15 protein-coding genes are annotated in these 15,540 nt (G+C 41.2%); all 15 read right to left on the bottom strand.

What is annotated here, in order from left to right:
* Positions 1–5 precede the first annotated feature (5 nt).
* Positions 6–1,274: an ATP-binding protein gene (locus ACFW35_RS17535; protein WP_379847754.1), complete on the bottom strand. Its 1,269-nt coding sequence runs from the start codon at positions 1,272–1,274 to the stop codon at positions 6–8.
* A 131-nt stretch (positions 1,275–1,405) separates the two neighbouring features.
* Positions 1,406–3,205, bottom strand: a complete 1,800-nt coding sequence (locus ACFW35_RS17530) for an ABC transporter ATP-binding protein (protein ID WP_379847753.1) — start codon at positions 3,203–3,205, stop codon at positions 1,406–1,408.
* The gene (locus ACFW35_RS17525; RefSeq protein ID WP_379847751.1) at positions 3,186–4,928 is read right to left on the bottom strand and encodes an ABC transporter ATP-binding protein; all 1,743 of its coding nucleotides are present in this window, start codon (positions 4,926–4,928) and stop codon (positions 3,186–3,188) included. The genes ACFW35_RS17530 and ACFW35_RS17525 overlap by 20 nt, the downstream gene beginning before the upstream one ends.
* Before the next feature lie 135 nt (positions 4,929–5,063).
* Positions 5,064–6,062 carry a cation diffusion facilitator family transporter gene (locus ACFW35_RS17520; RefSeq protein ID WP_379847750.1) on the bottom strand — a complete coding sequence of 333 codons (999 nt, stop codon included), beginning with the start codon at positions 6,060–6,062 and terminating at the stop codon, positions 5,064–5,066.
* Between the two features lie 237 nt (positions 6,063–6,299).
* The gene (locus ACFW35_RS17515; RefSeq protein WP_379847749.1) at positions 6,300–6,755 is read right to left on the bottom strand and encodes a threonine/serine exporter family protein; all 456 of its coding nucleotides are present in this window, start codon (positions 6,753–6,755) and stop codon (positions 6,300–6,302) included.
* A gap of 15 nt (positions 6,756–6,770) precedes the next feature.
* The gene (locus ACFW35_RS17510) at positions 6,771–7,532 is read right to left on the bottom strand and encodes a threonine/serine exporter family protein (RefSeq protein WP_379847747.1); all 762 of its coding nucleotides are present in this window, start codon (positions 7,530–7,532) and stop codon (positions 6,771–6,773) included.
* A gap of 305 nt (positions 7,533–7,837) precedes the next feature.
* Positions 7,838–8,848: a DUF4179 domain-containing protein gene (locus ACFW35_RS17505; protein ID WP_379847746.1), complete on the bottom strand. Its 1,011-nt coding sequence runs from the start codon at positions 8,846–8,848 to the stop codon at positions 7,838–7,840.
* Positions 8,829–9,368 (bottom strand): sigma-70 family RNA polymerase sigma factor, encoded by a 540-nt coding sequence (locus tag ACFW35_RS17500; protein ID WP_379847744.1) that lies wholly within the window; start codon positions 9,366–9,368, stop codon positions 8,829–8,831. The genes ACFW35_RS17505 and ACFW35_RS17500 overlap by 20 nt, the downstream gene beginning before the upstream one ends.
* Positions 9,369–9,737: 369 nt before the next feature.
* Entirely contained in the window at positions 9,738–10,160 is a 423-nt protein-coding gene (locus tag ACFW35_RS17495; protein ID WP_379847743.1) for a DUF6526 family protein, read from the bottom strand.
* 24 nt (positions 10,161–10,184) lie between these two features.
* Positions 10,185–11,282 carry an ABC transporter permease gene (locus ACFW35_RS17490; RefSeq protein ID WP_379847741.1) on the bottom strand — a complete coding sequence of 366 codons (1,098 nt, stop codon included), beginning with the start codon at positions 11,280–11,282 and terminating at the stop codon, positions 10,185–10,187.
* Complete coding sequence (locus ACFW35_RS17485) at positions 11,279–12,205, bottom strand: ABC transporter ATP-binding protein (protein WP_379847740.1); 927 nt, start codon at positions 12,203–12,205, stop codon at positions 11,279–11,281. Before ACFW35_RS17485 ends, ACFW35_RS17490 begins: the two co-directional genes overlap by 4 nt.
* Positions 12,206–12,226: 21 nt before the next feature.
* A complete protein-coding gene (locus ACFW35_RS17480; RefSeq protein WP_425590102.1) occupies positions 12,227–12,556 on the bottom strand; it encodes an ArsR/SmtB family transcription factor in 330 nt (109 codons plus the stop codon).
* 49 nt (positions 12,557–12,605) lie between these two features.
* The gene (locus tag ACFW35_RS17475) at positions 12,606–13,289 is read right to left on the bottom strand and encodes an SIMPL domain-containing protein (protein ID WP_379847737.1); all 684 of its coding nucleotides are present in this window, start codon (positions 13,287–13,289) and stop codon (positions 12,606–12,608) included.
* A gap of 194 nt (positions 13,290–13,483) precedes the next feature.
* A complete protein-coding gene (locus ACFW35_RS17470) occupies positions 13,484–14,515 on the bottom strand; it encodes a P1 family peptidase (RefSeq protein WP_379847735.1) in 1,032 nt (343 codons plus the stop codon).
* Between the two features lie 20 nt (positions 14,516–14,535).
* On the bottom strand, positions 14,536–15,462 hold the full coding sequence (locus ACFW35_RS17465) for a dipeptidase (RefSeq protein ID WP_379847734.1): 927 nt from the start codon (positions 15,460–15,462) through the stop codon (positions 14,536–14,538).
* Between the last annotated feature and the right edge of the window lie 78 nt (positions 15,463–15,540).

Here is a 15,540-nt window from a genome sequence, read left to right as displayed (position 1 = left end):
AATTTTTAAACCGTCTCTTCATCAAACGAGCTGATTAAAGGAAGCGAGACACTAACCTTCGTACCTTTTCCAATCTTGCTCGTATACTCCACCTTGCCGCCCATGGATTCTATGATCCGAATCGATACCATCGTTCCCAACCCAGTTCCTTGCTGCTTCGTTGAAAAAAACAGAGAGCCAATGCGGGACAGCTGTTCTTTAGTCATCCCTTTTCCTGTATCTCTCACGATAATCTTAACCTGTTCCCCGTCAGGAATAAGCTTAATGGATACACGTCCCTCTTTCGGAGTTGCCTCAACAGCATTCTTCAAGATATTGATCAGCGCCTGTTTTAGCTGGTTTCGATCTGTCGTAATCTTCGCATCCGATTCAATCAAATGCGAAAGCGAAATACCGTCTTTTAAAGCATACGGATTTAGTAAAATACTTAGTTCCGTTACTAATTCAGCTATTGAAAAAGTTTCGATCTTTTTAAACTCCGGTTTAGCGAAGTTCAGGTAATCACTTATAATGCTTTCTGCTCTGCTTAATTCACTTAAAATCAGTGGATAGTAATGCTTATGCCGTTCATCTTCACCTTCCATCAGCTGAAGAAAACCTTTTACTACAGTCAATGGATTCCGGACTTCATGAGCAATAGAAGCCGCCAGTTCCCCAAGCGTGTGCTGTTTCTCAGAACGCCGGATCTCATCTTTCATTAAGTTTCTCTCTATGACTGCTTCATTTAAGATAGAGCCAAAAACGACGGCTAAAATTTGAATAATACCGAAAACAGCTATGTATAAAAAGATAACTTGGTCTGCCTGCAAAGCTTCACCATTCATGTATAGGTAGCTTAGAAGTATTAATAACTGGACAATAGCAGGCCATAATCCAGCTACGATGAACATATAAATTCTTTTTCGCGGAGGAAATCTCCAGAAATATTTATAAAGAATAAAAGGAACAGTACAAGCTACCGCTGCACTTATGTAACCAAGGTATAGCGTGTCTCCCCCTATCGCCGTTCTTGTCGCTAAGATGGCAGTAAGAGTAATAATCCCTGAAACAGGACCTCCATAAAAAATAGAAAGCACTAAAGGAACATAACGCAGATCCCAATTTAACCCCGAATTAAAATAGGCAAAATTCATGCAAAGTGAAGCAGATACACCATAAAGAATACCTAAAAAATAGGGGGATTTTCCTATCTTTCTGCTTTCGAACAAAAAGCTATAGCTAAGTACTGGTGCAATAACAATCAATACATGCAAAAGCAGCTTTTCAATGATCATTTTCTACTCCCTGGTCAAAATGGCTTGTGTACTATAATTACGACAAAAAAAGGGAGGTTCCTGCAAGAATCGCCCTGAAAATATGACAAAAGCATCGTTTCCATAAGACAAAAGTTGTAATCCCGATAGTACTAAGCTTCTTGTTTCAACTGACTGTTATATAATGAATGGTAAAATCCTTTATGGTTTAACAGTTCTTCATGAGTTCCTTTTTCCAAAATACCGCCATCATGAAGAACTAGAATCTGATCAGCTTGCTGAATCGTGTTTAATCGATGTGCGATTACAAAGCTTGTTCTGCCGGTCATCAATCTCTGCAAAGCCTCTTGAATCTTCATCTCCGTAATCGTGTCGATACTGCTTGTTGCCTCATCTAATATCAACAATGACGGGTCTGCCAGAATTGCCCTCGCTATGGATAAGAGCTGTTTCTGCCCTTGGCTGATCCCGCTTCCCTCTTGATTTAATATCGTATTATAACCTTTTGGAAGCTTTTGAATAAATGAATGGGCATTTGCAAGTTTCGCAGCTTCAATGACTTCTTCATCAGAAGCGCCAAGCCTTCCATAACGAATGTTTTCGAAAATAGAACCTTCAAATAAAAAGGAGTCTTGCAGCACAAAAGCCATATGACTTCTTAGACTGCTTCTTTTTACGTTCTTAATATCATGACCATCAATTAAGATCTGTCCATTATCTGCATCATAAAAGCGTGAAAGCAAATTCACAACTGTTGTCTTCCCAGCTCCGGTAGGTCCAACTAGTGCTACCGTTTCACCTTCTTTTACCGAAAAACTAAGACCTGATACTGTTTGGTCATCACCTTCATACGAAAAAGAAACATCTCTGAATTCCACTTTCCCTTTAACGGATGAAAATTCGATGGCATCATCTTCATCTCTTTCTTCTCTCGACTCGTCTAAAATCTCAAATACTCTCTCTGCACCAGCTACAGCAGAAAGAAGTGTATTAAACTGATTTGCCAAATCATTTAATGGTCTCGTAAATTGTCTTGAATACTCTACAAAGATGACGATTACCCCGATCGAAACTTTTCCGTTCAATGCCAGCACACCGCCAACACCTGCTATTAATGCGAAACTTCCGTTATTTAGTACGTTCATAAGCTTTGGAATAAACCCCGAGAAGGTTTGAGCCCAATAGCCAGATTCCTTCAAACGCTCATTTTTCTCCATGAATTCTTCAATAACTCTCTTTTCCTGCGAAAAAGATTTAACGATACGCTGGCCAGAAGTGATCTCTTCTACATAACCGTTGATTTCACCAAGGTTTCTTTGCTGTTCTTTAAACCTAGCACCTGTCCTTTTCGTAATCCATTTTAGTCCAAAGACCATAAGCGGAACGATGGAAAGAGAAATAATAGTCAGCAGCGGACTTAAATAAATCATGACAGCAATTGTACCAACAAGCGTCAAAATACTTGAAAACACCTGGATAAAAGAGCTGTTCAGGGTGGAACTGACATTCTCAATGTCGTTGGTCACACGGCTCATCAGCTCTCCATGCTGCCTTTTATCAAAAAAGGAGATCGAAAGTCTGTGAAACTGCTTAAACAGATCGTTGCGCATGCGATACACCGTCTGCTGAGCAATTCCGATCATCCAATAGTTCTGAAGCCAAATCGATAAAGACTGTCCGATAAAGACAAAGATCAGACCGATTAATAGCTTCGTCAAACCTTCTGCATTTTCTTTAACGATATATGAATCAATTGCGACCCCGATTAAAAATGGCCCTAGCAAACTTAACGCGGAGCTGATGATCACCATGAGCAAAACCAAGCTTAATAGCCATTTTTGACTAGAAAAATAACCTCCAATACGTTTTACCGTACTTGCCCAATTTTTCGGTTTTACTTTTTGTCCGAACAAATGATTATGTGGATGAGGTCTATTTGAACCTTTTGACATGCCGGAAACCCTCCTCCCCAAATTGTGATTGTACGATCTTCACATAAAGTGGCGACGTTTCAAGCAGCTCGGCGTGCGTACCCCAAGCTTCTACACGGCCATCATCTAAAAGCAAAATGTGGTCGGCTTCCATCGCTGTACTGATTTTTTGTGTAATGATAAACGTTGTGCAGGAATATTTTCTTAATGCTGCTAATAGCTTTGCTTCCGTTTTCAGATCCAGTGCACTCGTACTGTCATCAAGCATTAATACTTTAGGTTTTCTAACTAACGCACGTGCTATGGACAAACGCTGTTTTTGACCTCCAGAAAGGTTCACGCCCCGCTGTCCAACCCGTGTTTTATATTGATCCGGCAATTTCTCTACCGTCTCATGTATTTGTGCATCTTTTGCTGCCTGTACAATCTCCTCTTCCGTCGCCTCTTCTTTCCCCCAGCCGATATTCTCAAGTACCGAGCCAGTAAAAAGAATAGCTTCCTGGGGAACAGCACCTATTCCTTTTCGAAGTGTGTCAATAGGATACGCCTTTACATTTCTGCCATCGACAAGCACTTCCCCGTCTGTTACATCATATAATCGCGGGACGAGTTGATAGAGTGAAGTTTTACCTGACCCTGTCGAGCCAAGGATGGCTAACGTCTCACCAGCTTTTACTGAAAAAGATATGTCCTGCAGCACAAAAGCTTCACTTTCTGGATACTTAAAAGAAACGTTCTTAAACTCAACATGACCTTTTTGAAGGGTTACCGATTGATTAGTATCTTCTGATTCAATGAGATCAATCTCGGTATCCAGCACTTCTCCAATGCGCTGAGCAGATGCTTTCGCACGGGAAAATGCCATAATAATAAAAGAAATGATAGTTAGAACGGATGAGATGCGAAAAGAATAGTTCACAATTGCAACCACTTCACCCACTTCGATCGCACCAAGGTTCAATTGTCTGCTTCCGAACCAAAGAATGGCTAGAATTGCGATATTCATAACCAAAAGCAACACAGGAATGGAAACTTCAATAAGGCGGAGTGATGATACCGTCTGGACTTTCAGATCATCACTTGCTTTTTCAAATCGTGAGGATTCATGATCTCTTCGTAAAAATGCTTTAATCAGCCTCATCCCCATCAGGTTTTCACGCATTACACGGTTCACACCATCAAGTCTGTCTTGGACATCACGAAACATTGTCCCTGCAGTCTGAAGTACCCATCTTAAGAAAAACAAAAGAAAAGGAAGTGCTACTACCAATACCATTGCAAGCTTCCAATTGACGATGAGCGACATGATTACCCCGCCAGCTAAAAGCAGTGGTGCTCTTAACATAATCCTCAAGCTCATAAAAACCGTATTTTGAAGCTGTGTTACATCATGAGTCATTCTTGTAATCAATGACGATGCCGGAAATCTATTAAAATTAACAAAAGAAAAAGCCTGAACCTTTTCAAACACACGCCGCCTAATATCGAACCCGTAGCTCTGGCTGACATGCGCGGAGAAAAAGGAATTGGCGATCCCAGCAATAAAAGCAGCAAGAGCAAGCCCGAACATGACCGCACCCCAGAACTTAACCACTCCTAAATCACCTTTTAAAATTCCATCATCAATGATCTTAGCCATAATTAACGGCTGCATCAGCTCCACTGCAAGTTCAGAAAGCGTCAGGAATAGAGCAGCCGCTATAGCCACCCGGTAAGTCTTTAAATAAGAAAATACTTTCCACATAGATATATCCCCCGTACTCCCTAGATGTTTAACGAACTTAACAATCTACTATTATTCTATCCTTTTTCTTGAAAATATTTAACTATTTCGACTTCTTATCCTATTTTTCACGAAAGAAAAACCCGCTAATAAAGCTTAGCGAGTTTTTTCAGTATCATCTTCATGACCGTTCACTTTAATTTCCGCTTCTTTAGGCCAAGTTTTCACATGGTCAGTTTCCAAGATTCCCATCGTGACGTCCCCAATATCAGGATCTTCTAAGAGTGTATCACGGACGCGGAACTTGATATCATCTGCATCTGCCAATGTGAATCCTTCTTTGAGTTCAATATAGCTTTCAACATGATATCTTCTTCCCTCTTGAAGAATTCGAAGTTCCTTAATATCTACTACATCCTTATCAGATAGGATGGTTTCAGCAATTCTGTCTTCTACAACCTTTGGTGCAGCTACACCAATCAGGCCTCTTGTGTTTTCAATACCGAGTTTAAACGCGACAAACACAAGAAGGATACCAATCAGCAATGTTCCGATTCCATCCAGAATATAAGCACCCGTCAGATCTGCAAGTACAATTGAAACAAGTGCCAATATAGCACCTGAAGTCGCAATCAGATCTTCATAAAAAACAAGACGGGTTGGCGGTGCTGCTAAACTTACATTCTTAAACGACTCTTTTACGATACCAAACCCTGTAGCTTTGCTTCTGGTCTCATGGACGATCTCTTTCATCGCCTTGATCAAAATAAAACCGTCAACTAAGATCGCTAAAATCATAATTCCGATGTTCAGCAGTAAATTCGTTGATGGATGCGGGTCTTGAATCAGTTTCCACCCTTTTAAAATTGTTTCGTAGGCCATAATTGAAACAACTATGACTGCCACTAAAACGAATAAATTAATGACTCGGCCAAACCCCGCTGGATATTTATCAGTTGGTTCTTTTTCCGAAAGGGCACTCCCCAAAAAAACAAACGCCTGATTCAAAGCATCTGCTGCCGAGTGAAGTGTTGTCGCAAACATCGCACCACTTCCACTGACTGCGGCTGCAATACCTTTAGCTATAGCGAGTACCGTGTTTCCTAATGCCGCGATTCCGGACGATTTGTTTCCTTTTTTAAGTAGATTAATCAAAGGTCTGCCTCCCACTCCTGTTATATGTCTTTTTATAAGAATTCCTGAAAATACATGAAATTAAACCCCATAAAAAACAGGCCGCAAAAAAATACGGCCCGCCTTAGATTGAAATATTATGAATACTAGTTGAATCCCAATAACAGCCATTTTCATAGTAGAATATGATTGAAAATGTTCACATACAAAAAACCAGCTGTCTTGTTCAGCTGGTTTCAATCTTATTGACATTATTTTTTACTGCGACTTATTTACGATCGTCTTCAACTTTGATTTTCTGATAATCTGATTAATTACCTCAGAAAATACAAGTCCTATAGCGATCGATCCTGATATCATAAAAGCTTTTGCTGCTAAATTAATAGCGAGATTGTAATCATTCTGCACAAAGTTTCGCATCGCATTGTAGGCAATACCGCCTGGAACAAGCGGAATAATACCTGCAACACTATATATGATGACAGGTGTTTTATATTCTTTTGCAAAATATTGTGAAGCGATCGCGATCGAAAACGAAGCGATCACTGTCGCCAGCACCATATCAACCCCATTAGCCTCTAAGAGAAAATATAAAATCCAGCCGACCATTCCAACAAGACCACAATGAAACAATGAGCGTTTTGGCCCGTTAAAAATAATAACAAATGCCGCCGACGCGATAAAACTTGTTATAAGCTGTTCAATAATCGTCATCGTGAACGCTCCTTTCTAAAAGAATGAAAATGTAACAGCAATCCCAGCTCCAATGGCAAATGCAGTAAGGAAGGCGTCTGCACCTTTTGCGAGCCCCGAGATCAGATGTCCAGCCATTAAGTCACGCACTGCATTTGTAATCAATAATCCAGGAACGAGCGGCATCACCGATCCTATTATGATCTTATCCAGCTCTCCGCCAATACCCGTTGAAACAAAAAAGAGAGCCTGCAAACCAATTAACAGCGAAGCCGAAAACTCCGAGAAAAACTTAATCGGAACGAGCTGATGAAAATAAAGGAGTAAAAGGAATCCTAGACCGCCCGTTACGAATGCCGGAAAAAAGTCCCCCCAGCTTCCTTGGAACATGATTAAAAAACAGCCAGATGAAATGGCTGCAGCAAGAACATGGATCCAGAGCGAATACGGAGAACCTGATTCACTGATTTTCTTTAATTCTTTATATGCTTCCTCGATCGTATACTCGCCAGCACTTATTTTACGAGAGATTCCGTTGACACTTGCTACTTTTTCTAAGTCCGTTGTACGCTCAATAATCCGGATCAGCTTTGTTTTAGTAGGTTCGGTACCTTCAACTGAAAAAAGTATACCTGTCGGTGTTACATATGGGTGTGATTGATGTGCACCAAAAGAAGCTGCAATGCGCATCATCGTATCCTCGACCCGATACGTTTCCGCTCCGCTTTGCAGCATAATTTTACCCGCCAGCAAACAAACCGCCATTATGTCGTAAGTTTCTTGTCTTTCCATCTCCATTAAGCATACTCTCCAATTTCGTACTTACATTCATTCTGCCCAAAATCGAACATTTAATATTTTTACAGTTTAACTGATTGGAGTTTAGAGGGCAATAGAGTTGAACCACCCCAAACATACTAAGTTTCGCTCAAGATGCTTGTCGAACCGCCTTTAACTTGCTGGTTTTCGCTCAAACTGCCTGCTACAACGCCTTTCAACAGCCATTTTCACTTTCAAAACATGTCTAAAATACTATAATGAAAGACGCTATTTAATAAAGAGACCCAAAAGTACAATAAATTACTCTTGGGCCACTCTTTTTATTAATTTATTTGTACTTTTATTGGTTTTAGGTTAATTCTATTATCCTTACTTACAATCTCCGGATAAACCATTAAGTAATTTACATCTTTTTTAATTTTGCCCAATGCTGCCTCACTTCGCTTAGTGATTACACCCTGGTTTTCAGTTACTTTTATATCTCCATTTTGTCTAAGCTGCACCCTTCCGCCCTTATCATCTAACACTTTCAAATTCACATGTTCTTCAATACCATCCACTTGGTGTATAGATATATAATCTAGCGTCGCCGTTGCCTTTCCAACCGATAGCGAAGTCATTTCAATTTTATGTGCACCGTCTTTTGAAGCTCCTGATGCATTTAATTCTATTTTTTTCATAGGAAGCTGCGTAACCGGAATATCAAATTGCCATGTACCTTTTTTGTTTGCTATAAGATTAAACGTTAATGGCAACGTATAATTCTTAGGCAACTCTTTATCTGGCAATTCAAATTCCATTGCGGCAACATAACTTCCATCTTTTGCTTTTTCAAGTTCAGTTCTCGTGCCCGGAAGCTGTTCTTGATCACTTCCACTGAAAGAATAACCCGCTTCCGGGCTGCGTTCCTTATCCATGGTCTCCAAAGAAAGGTCTTCACCCTCTGCTTTTATCGTTACTCCAATAACATTTCCATCATAAAAAGCACTCGTTACCGTAACATCAACCCCATTACTTGTAGCTTTTTCGTTAATTTCTGTTACTAAGTTGCTTGCAGCTAGCTCTTTTCCGATATCAAGGTTCAGCTGTTCATAGAGCTTTCCGATCAATGGGACTTCGGCTAATACTGTATTGACTGGCGAAAAAACAAATCCCGAAGATAGGACAACAGACGCAGCTGTTCCTGAAACCCATGCAGAAAGCTTCATCCCAGCTTTCACCTTATTTCTGCGTTTAATCTTTTTGCCTTCTTTCATTCCGTTTTGTATTGCTATCATAATTTCATCTCTCGGCAAATCTACATCATCTTTTCTATCAAACCATTCTTTGCCCATATGATCCCGCTCCTTCCAGTAAACCTCTTAGTTCCGCCTTGGCTCTATGAAGATAAGTTTTTATAGTCCCCTCTGGTTTCTGCATCTTTTCGGCAATCGTTTTTATCGATAGGTCATGGAAATAGAATAAGATAATCACCGTTTGATAGTTTTGATCTAAGTCGGAAATAGCATAAGCCAAATCCAGATCCTCTTCAGGACTGTGACTCGTATTTTCAGTCAGGCTATGTATAAACGCCTCACCAGTTAAGACCGTTTTACTTTTCTTTTGAAGCACCTCATAAGCTGTGCGAATTAATATTTTCACAAGCCACGTACTGAAAAATTTGGGTTCTTTTAATTTATGAATTCCTACAAAAGCTTTACAGACTGTTTCCTGAAGCACATCGAGCGCATCTTCTTTGTTTCGGACATAGAGATAAGCCGTTTTATATAACTTGTCGCTTTCGTCTTTAATCAGCTGTTCAAAGGCTTCATCGTTTCCTTTTATAGCTTTCTTAATCAACCTGATATCTAACAAGTCCTAGCCTCCTTTCACCTATTAGAGGAACTGATCACGGGAAAAGTTTCAAATTTAATTTAAAGCGGTTATTCCTTATAAGGATCGGATAATCCTGCATATTGTAAATAACGACTTACGGTACGTGTTCTTTTATTTATTACACGTTCGCTCAGAAAAGCTGAGTTACACTCAAAATCCTTGTCGAACCACACGTAACATGCTGGTTTTAGCTCAAGATGCTTGTCGAACCACCCTTACCGTGCTGGTTTTCGCTCAAGGTGTTAGATTTTCGTATTTAGAAACACCATAAAAAAGGCTCAACAGGGAACAATCGCCCTCTTGAGCCTCGTTTTTCATATGAAAAGGATTATAATCTGCTTTTTTTCCTTAGATTCTGTAATGATCCGCTTTCCAGTTGTTAATCGCTTGTTTAATTTCTTTTGGTTTCATGTTTTCTACTGCGGCTCTTTCTGCTAATCCCGGAAACTCGTTATCTGGCGCGAAACGCAATGCCACGATCTGTCCGGGAGTCAGCTTCGCGTCTAACAATTTCCCTGTTAACACATAATAACGCAAGTTCTCTTCAGCACGAATTGCACGGTCCTGTGCTTTCAATGGATATAAACGCAGCAGAGCAAAAGTAACAGCCAAGCTCAGTGACATCACCATTAAAAGTACCCCTAAAAAAGTATCCTCTGTTTTAAATAGATAAACGATACTTGCAATCTGTCCCCCAACTACCAGCAAACTCAATACATAATGATAGATCGGATGCATGCGTGCATGATTTTTATAGTTTTGTGTCTCCATCTTTTCTCCTCTTTCTCTATTAAATTACTCCCACTTAAACGTAAAGCTTGCCGCAATAAACGCTCCAACGAGCCAGCAGCCTAGAATAATAGCTTCCATGCCGAGGTCCATGAATGATGCCCCCACGTTCATCGTTTCCCGAAGTGCATGACTGAGATGTGCAATCGGCAAAATCTGAACGATTGGCTGCAGAAACTCCGGCATATCTTTTATCGGGAAAAATACCCCGCCCAAGAACAGCATCGGAAAGGACAGAAATCCTGCGATCGGTCCAGCACTCTCAGGAGTTTTCGCGATACCTGCAATAATAAAACCTATAGCCATGAATGCTAACGTTCCGAGTGTTACGAACGCAATGACCGTAAGCCAAGACCCGCGAACTTCAATTCCGAACGCCGCCCAGGCAACACCAAGCACGATCATTGCCTGCAAACCGTTCAGCATAAATCGAGCTGTTATTTGAGCTGCAATAAATGTGGATGCCTTCAACGTCGTCCCTTGCATCCTCCTCAAAATTCCGCGCTCACGCCATGAGGAAATCTGGCCGGCCACACCGTTCATGTTGTTGCTCATGATCATCATCGCAACGATTCCAGGTACAAGGAAGTCTATGTAACGTAGGTTCAAGGCTTCAACACCTTTAGAATCTGTCACAACAGCAGGCTTGTAATCTACTTGTTTTTTACTGATTGTATCTACCGCATTATTCACGAGCTGCAGTCCTACCTGTGAAACGGTAAGATTCGTCTCATTATAATAAACTGGCAGTTTGAACGGGTTATCATTATCTCCAGCAGACACACTGTTGCCATAGCCTTCAGGAATGGTTACAACTAATTGCAAGTCACCATCTTTCAGCTGTTTTAACATATCCTTTTCATCCGAACTTTTCTCAAGTGAAATCGCTTTGTTTTTTTTCAGTTCCTCCACTAAAACCTTCGACTGCTTACTGTTGTCTTGATCAACTACGGCGACCGTTAAAGAGATGCCGTTTCCGTTTCCTAAGAACGACCCGAGCATAATCATTAAAAAAATCGGAAAAGCGAGCGTCCAGAACAATACTTGCCGGTTTCGAAGGAAAATCCGGAGCTGGGCTAAAGTCAGTTGGTAGTATGCTCTCATCCTTCTCTTAACCTTCTTCCTGTCATATGAATAAATACATCTTCAAGCGTTGCCGTTCTTGTTTGCAGATCAACCAGCTTCAGCTCTTTTTCAGAAGCTGTAGCTATTAAGCTAGTAAGCGTTTTTTGCAGGTCATCCGTGTAAAGGATATGTACATCTTTCTGGCTTCCTACCTGTTTAACGGCTTCAATCTCTTCTAGCACCACATCCGCTTCTTCATCAAAACGGAACTCTACTGCACTATCGGACTGAAGATTCTTCACGAGCTCACCAGGCGTATCGAGAGCAATAAGCTTACCTTGATCCATAATCGCAATCCTGTCACACAAAACATGTGCTTCGTCCATGTAATGAGTCGTCAGCACGACCGTTTTACCCCGTTCTTTTAAGCGCAAGATAATATCCCACAGCGTCCGGCGGGCTTGCGGATCCAACCCTGTTGTCGGTTCATCCAAAAAGATAATCTGCGGATCATGAACGAGTGCCAGAGCAATTGCAAGACGCTGCTTCTGGCCTCCTGACATTCCCTTAATCCGGCTGTTCTTCTTCTCTGTTAATAGCATGTCTTCAATCAGATCTGGAATCGATATGTGCTCACGATAAAAACTGCCATACAGATGAAGGATTTCTTCAACCGTCAAAAGTTCAAAAAGTGTTGTAGATTGAAGCTGAACCCCAATAACTTCTTTCACTTTATCGAGCTCACGAGTAATATCAAACCCGCCTACAATTGCTGTACCTTCATCTGGCTTACGAAGCCCGACCAGCATTTCAAGTGTCGTTGTTTTTCCAGCACCATTTGGTCCAAGCAGACCGAACACTTCACCTTTATGTACGGAGAACTCACTGCCATCCACCGCAGTGAAATCTCCATATCGTTTGACCAATCCCTGCACTTTAATAATTTCTTGCTGAGACTCCATTTTTCACACTCCAAACATTAATCACTGCTTTTTGTTATTACTGCAGCCAAACATATCTTCAAATCTTGACCATAACTGTTTCAAAGCGTCCATCCACTCGCATGCGCCATCCATCGAATCTGGTTTTATAGAGTAGTACCGGTAACGCCCCTCTTTCCTTTGCGCTACAAGACCTGCATTCTCTAAAACTTTTAAATGCTTTGAGATCGCAGGCAGCGACATATCAAAAGGCTCTGCTAACTCCTGGACACTCCTTTCTCCCTTTGACAGCTGCTCGATAATACTCCTTCTTGTTGGGTCTGACAAAACAGAAAACACATCATTCAAATTTTCAGCATTATATTTAACCATTTGGTTAAGTATAATGCGCGGAAATAGAAGTTGTCAATTTATACCTGTCCTAGCTATACGTGTATTCGATTTTTACAGTAGCAGTAATTTTATTTTCCCCAGGCTGAATCGGAGTTCCAGCTCCTTGTGCCAGCGTTGCTGCTTGAAAAGGAACAGGACTGGGCGGCAAAGGCTGTGACAATTCCTGAACGACGATCGGAACAGGCTGGAGCGTGACTTGCAGAGCTCTCGCCATAGCCACTGCCTTTTGCTGCGCATTTTGAATAGCTGCAGTTAACGCTTGATTATAAAAAGCATCTGGATTCGATACAGTAAACTGAATAGACGAAACAGAATTTGCACCGCTCGCGACAGCTTGATCGATCACCTGACCGGTTTTGCTAATGTCTTTTAAAGTTACTTGAAGCTGATGTTCCACCCGATATCCGCGAAATATCTGCTGACCGTTTTCGTAGTTATACTGCGGTTCAATCCGGTAAGAAAAAGTTTGAATATCCTGCTGAGAAATCCCTAATGACATTAATGCATTAATAACAGCAGATGTCTTAGCAGCATTTTCTTTTTGTGCCGTACTTAGATTCATGTTTTCGGTAATTACCCCGATTGTTATCATCGCCTGATTAGGTACAGCTGAAACGGTACCTTCGCCTGTAACGGTTAATCGATTTGGTTTTGTTCGGTCATTAGGCTGCCTAAAACCCATATTTTGATACCCCGGCTGGCTGTAATACATCGCAAAGCTCCTTTCACTATCTATTCCATAAAAGCTATGCAAGGACAGTGAATAAAAGAAGGCGCAAAAAGACCGCCTCATTCATTTTAGGCGGCCAATTCTTGTATTTACGGTACATGTTCTTTTATTTTATTACACGTTCACGCAAAAGAGGGTGAGTTCCACGCTAACTGTCTTACATTTCACGCGGTGTCCTACTCAACTCGTCTAAAAGGAAAAGCTGAAACAGAATGCCCATTTCGGCCTGTTGTCATTTCGGCTTGAGATAACGAATTAAGTATGGCTTCTTCTGTTGCTTCTGCAGCAGCCGAGAAGAGTTCGTTCATTATAGGAAGATCTTCTCGCAGCTGAGTGCGTATTTCAGTTTCTTTTTCATTAAAATGAGCGATTTTGTGTGCCGTGGAAAAAGCAATCACAATATCCCCGCTGCCATTTCCAAAGTGGCTGCCAGTTCGGCCAAGTCCAATCCCGCATCTTTTAGCCACTCGTAAAAGCTGTCTGTCGCTTAATGGAGCATCTGTCGCCAGGACGATCATAATGGAGCCATCACTCGTTTCCGGTAACCCTTCTATCTCATCACCTTTTAAATGAGAGTATTTAAATTCTTCCCTCTTGCCAAAATTAGTGAGTACGAGACAGCCTATCGTGTATTTTTCAGATACGACGCGCGAAGAGGTTCCTATTCCGCCTTTATAACCAAAGCAGATCATTCCTTTTCCAGCCCCGACTGCACCTTCCTCCGTAGTTTCCATCGTTGCCTTAATTATTGCCTCGATCGCGTGCTCCGGTTTTACAGGGAAATGGCGGATTGAATTCAGATAGCTGTCATTGCACTCTCCTACAACGACGTTCACTGTTCCTGTCGTGTCACCAATTTCAGGGTTTTGCTCCAGCATGTACTGCAACGTTCCTTGCGTAATAGCCGGCACACCAAACGTGTTGGTCAGCATGATCGGAGACTCCAAAACTCCCAGTTCATTCAGCTGAACAAGCCCCGTTGTTTTACCAAAACCATTGATCACATAGCTTGCTGCTATAAATTTTTCTTGAAAAAGGTTGCCATCATGAGGCAAGATTGCCGTAACACCTGTGCACGCGTAATCTGTATCATTAATCGGATAATCGAGCGTGACATGACCGACCTTTACACCATCTACATCTGTTATACAGTTTTTGTTCCCTGGAGAAAGCGTTCCGATCAATATTCCTTTGTCCCGAACCTTCATTACCTTACACCTCTAGTATTTTAATTTGGAAGATAGTTTAAGAAGTTTCGATATGCAAATCCTTTTACTTCGTCTTCTGAATAATGTTTTAAAAGTTCATTAATCAAGTTCTGTGTTTTAGAAGCGTCCTCTAGATCCACGATATGTGAAGCAATCCCGTCAAAATCTGATCCAAGTCCAATCTGCTTCACACCGCCAAGCCCACAGAAATGATCGATATGCTTAATTAAATCAGAAATACTGGAAGAACCTTCACTTTTTGTAAAAGGAGGATTGTATACAACATGAACAACTCCACCTTTTTGGAACATTTCCTTTGCCATCTCATCAGTCAAGTTGCGTGGATGATCACACAAAGCACGAGAATTTGAATGGCTCGCTAACGGGTATTTCGCGATCTCCATTACGTCCCAGAATGCCCGATCACATAAGTGGGATACGTCGGTCAGAATTTTATGTTTGTTATTAAACTGAACGATTTCTTTTCCGAACAAGGTCAGTCCTGCGCCGCGCGGTTCTTTTGCCCCGTCAGCCGCAAGATTTGCATGATTCCAAGTAAGTCCAATCAGACCAACGCCAAGCTGATAAAGGATGTTCAGCTTAGTAAGGTCATCCCCGATCGCTTCAACACCTTCAAGCGTCAGCACGGCACCGATTTCACCATCTTTTATAGCGGCAAGTTCACTCCAATCCTTCACATGTTTCATCTCTGGATTTTTCCCAAGAACCTCACTGTAAAAGTAATTAATTTGATCTAGAGCAGCTTGAAACTTTTGATCTGATGGTATGAAAGGTTCTACAAAGATCGCAAAGAACTGAACCTTTACTTTTCCTTTTTGCAGACGTTCTTTATTTGTTGAAAGCTCAGGTGCATCGGCATATCGCAAATTTCCTTTTGTTTCCCAGAGTTTCAATAATGCATCACAATGTAAGTCAATGACATTCATTTGTAATCCCACCGTTCATTTGATAATTTTTTAATCATTATAAGGATAAGAGCAGTTAAATATAATCCCTATCTAATA

This window comes from Fictibacillus sp. NPDC058756, assembly GCF_042746035.1.
Taxonomy (GTDB): domain Bacteria; phylum Bacillota; class Bacilli; order Bacillales; family Fictibacillaceae; genus Fictibacillus.
Note: the sequence above shows the minus strand (reverse complement) of the source record. Positions and strands in the feature narration are given on the sequence as shown.

Coding starts and splice junctions, on each gene's coding strand:
- ACFW35_RS17535 (WP_379847754.1), bottom strand. CDS start 1,274: ATGATCATTGAAAAGCTGCTTTTGCATGTATTGATTGTTATTGCACCA.
- ACFW35_RS17530 (WP_379847753.1), bottom strand. CDS start 3,205: ATGTCAAAAGGTTCAAATAGACCTCATCCACATAATCATTTGTTCGGA.
- ACFW35_RS17525 (WP_379847751.1), bottom strand. CDS start 4,928: ATGTGGAAAGTATTTTCTTATTTAAAGACTTACCGGGTGGCTATAGCG.
- ACFW35_RS17515 (WP_379847749.1), bottom strand. CDS start 6,755: ATGACGATTATTGAACAGCTTATAACAAGTTTTATCGCGTCGGCGGCA.
- ACFW35_RS17510 (WP_379847747.1), bottom strand. CDS start 7,532: ATGGAGATGGAAAGACAAGAAACTTACGACATAATGGCGGTTTGTTTG.
- ACFW35_RS17505 (WP_379847746.1), bottom strand. CDS start 8,848: ATGGGCAAAGAATGGTTTGATAGAAAAGATGATGTAGATTTGCCGAGA.
- ACFW35_RS17495 (WP_379847743.1), bottom strand. CDS start 10,160: ATGGAGACACAAAACTATAAAAATCATGCACGCATGCATCCGATCTAT.
- ACFW35_RS17490 (WP_379847741.1), bottom strand. CDS start 11,282: ATGAGAGCATACTACCAACTGACTTTAGCCCAGCTCCGGATTTTCCTT.
- ACFW35_RS17485 (WP_379847740.1), bottom strand. CDS start 12,205: ATGGAGTCTCAGCAAGAAATTATTAAAGTGCAGGGATTGGTCAAACGA.
- ACFW35_RS17480 (WP_425590102.1), bottom strand. CDS start 12,556: ATGGTTAAATATAATGCTGAAAATTTGAATGATGTGTTTTCTGTTTTG.
- ACFW35_RS17475 (WP_379847737.1), bottom strand. CDS start 13,289: ATGTATTACAGCCAGCCGGGGTATCAAAATATGGGTTTTAGGCAGCCT.
- ACFW35_RS17470 (WP_379847735.1), bottom strand. CDS start 14,515: ATGAAGGTTCGGGACAAAGGAATATTGATCGGAACGCTTTCTCCAGGG.
- ACFW35_RS17465 (WP_379847734.1), bottom strand. CDS start 15,462: ATGAATGTCATTGACTTACATTGTGATGCATTATTGAAACTCTGGGAA.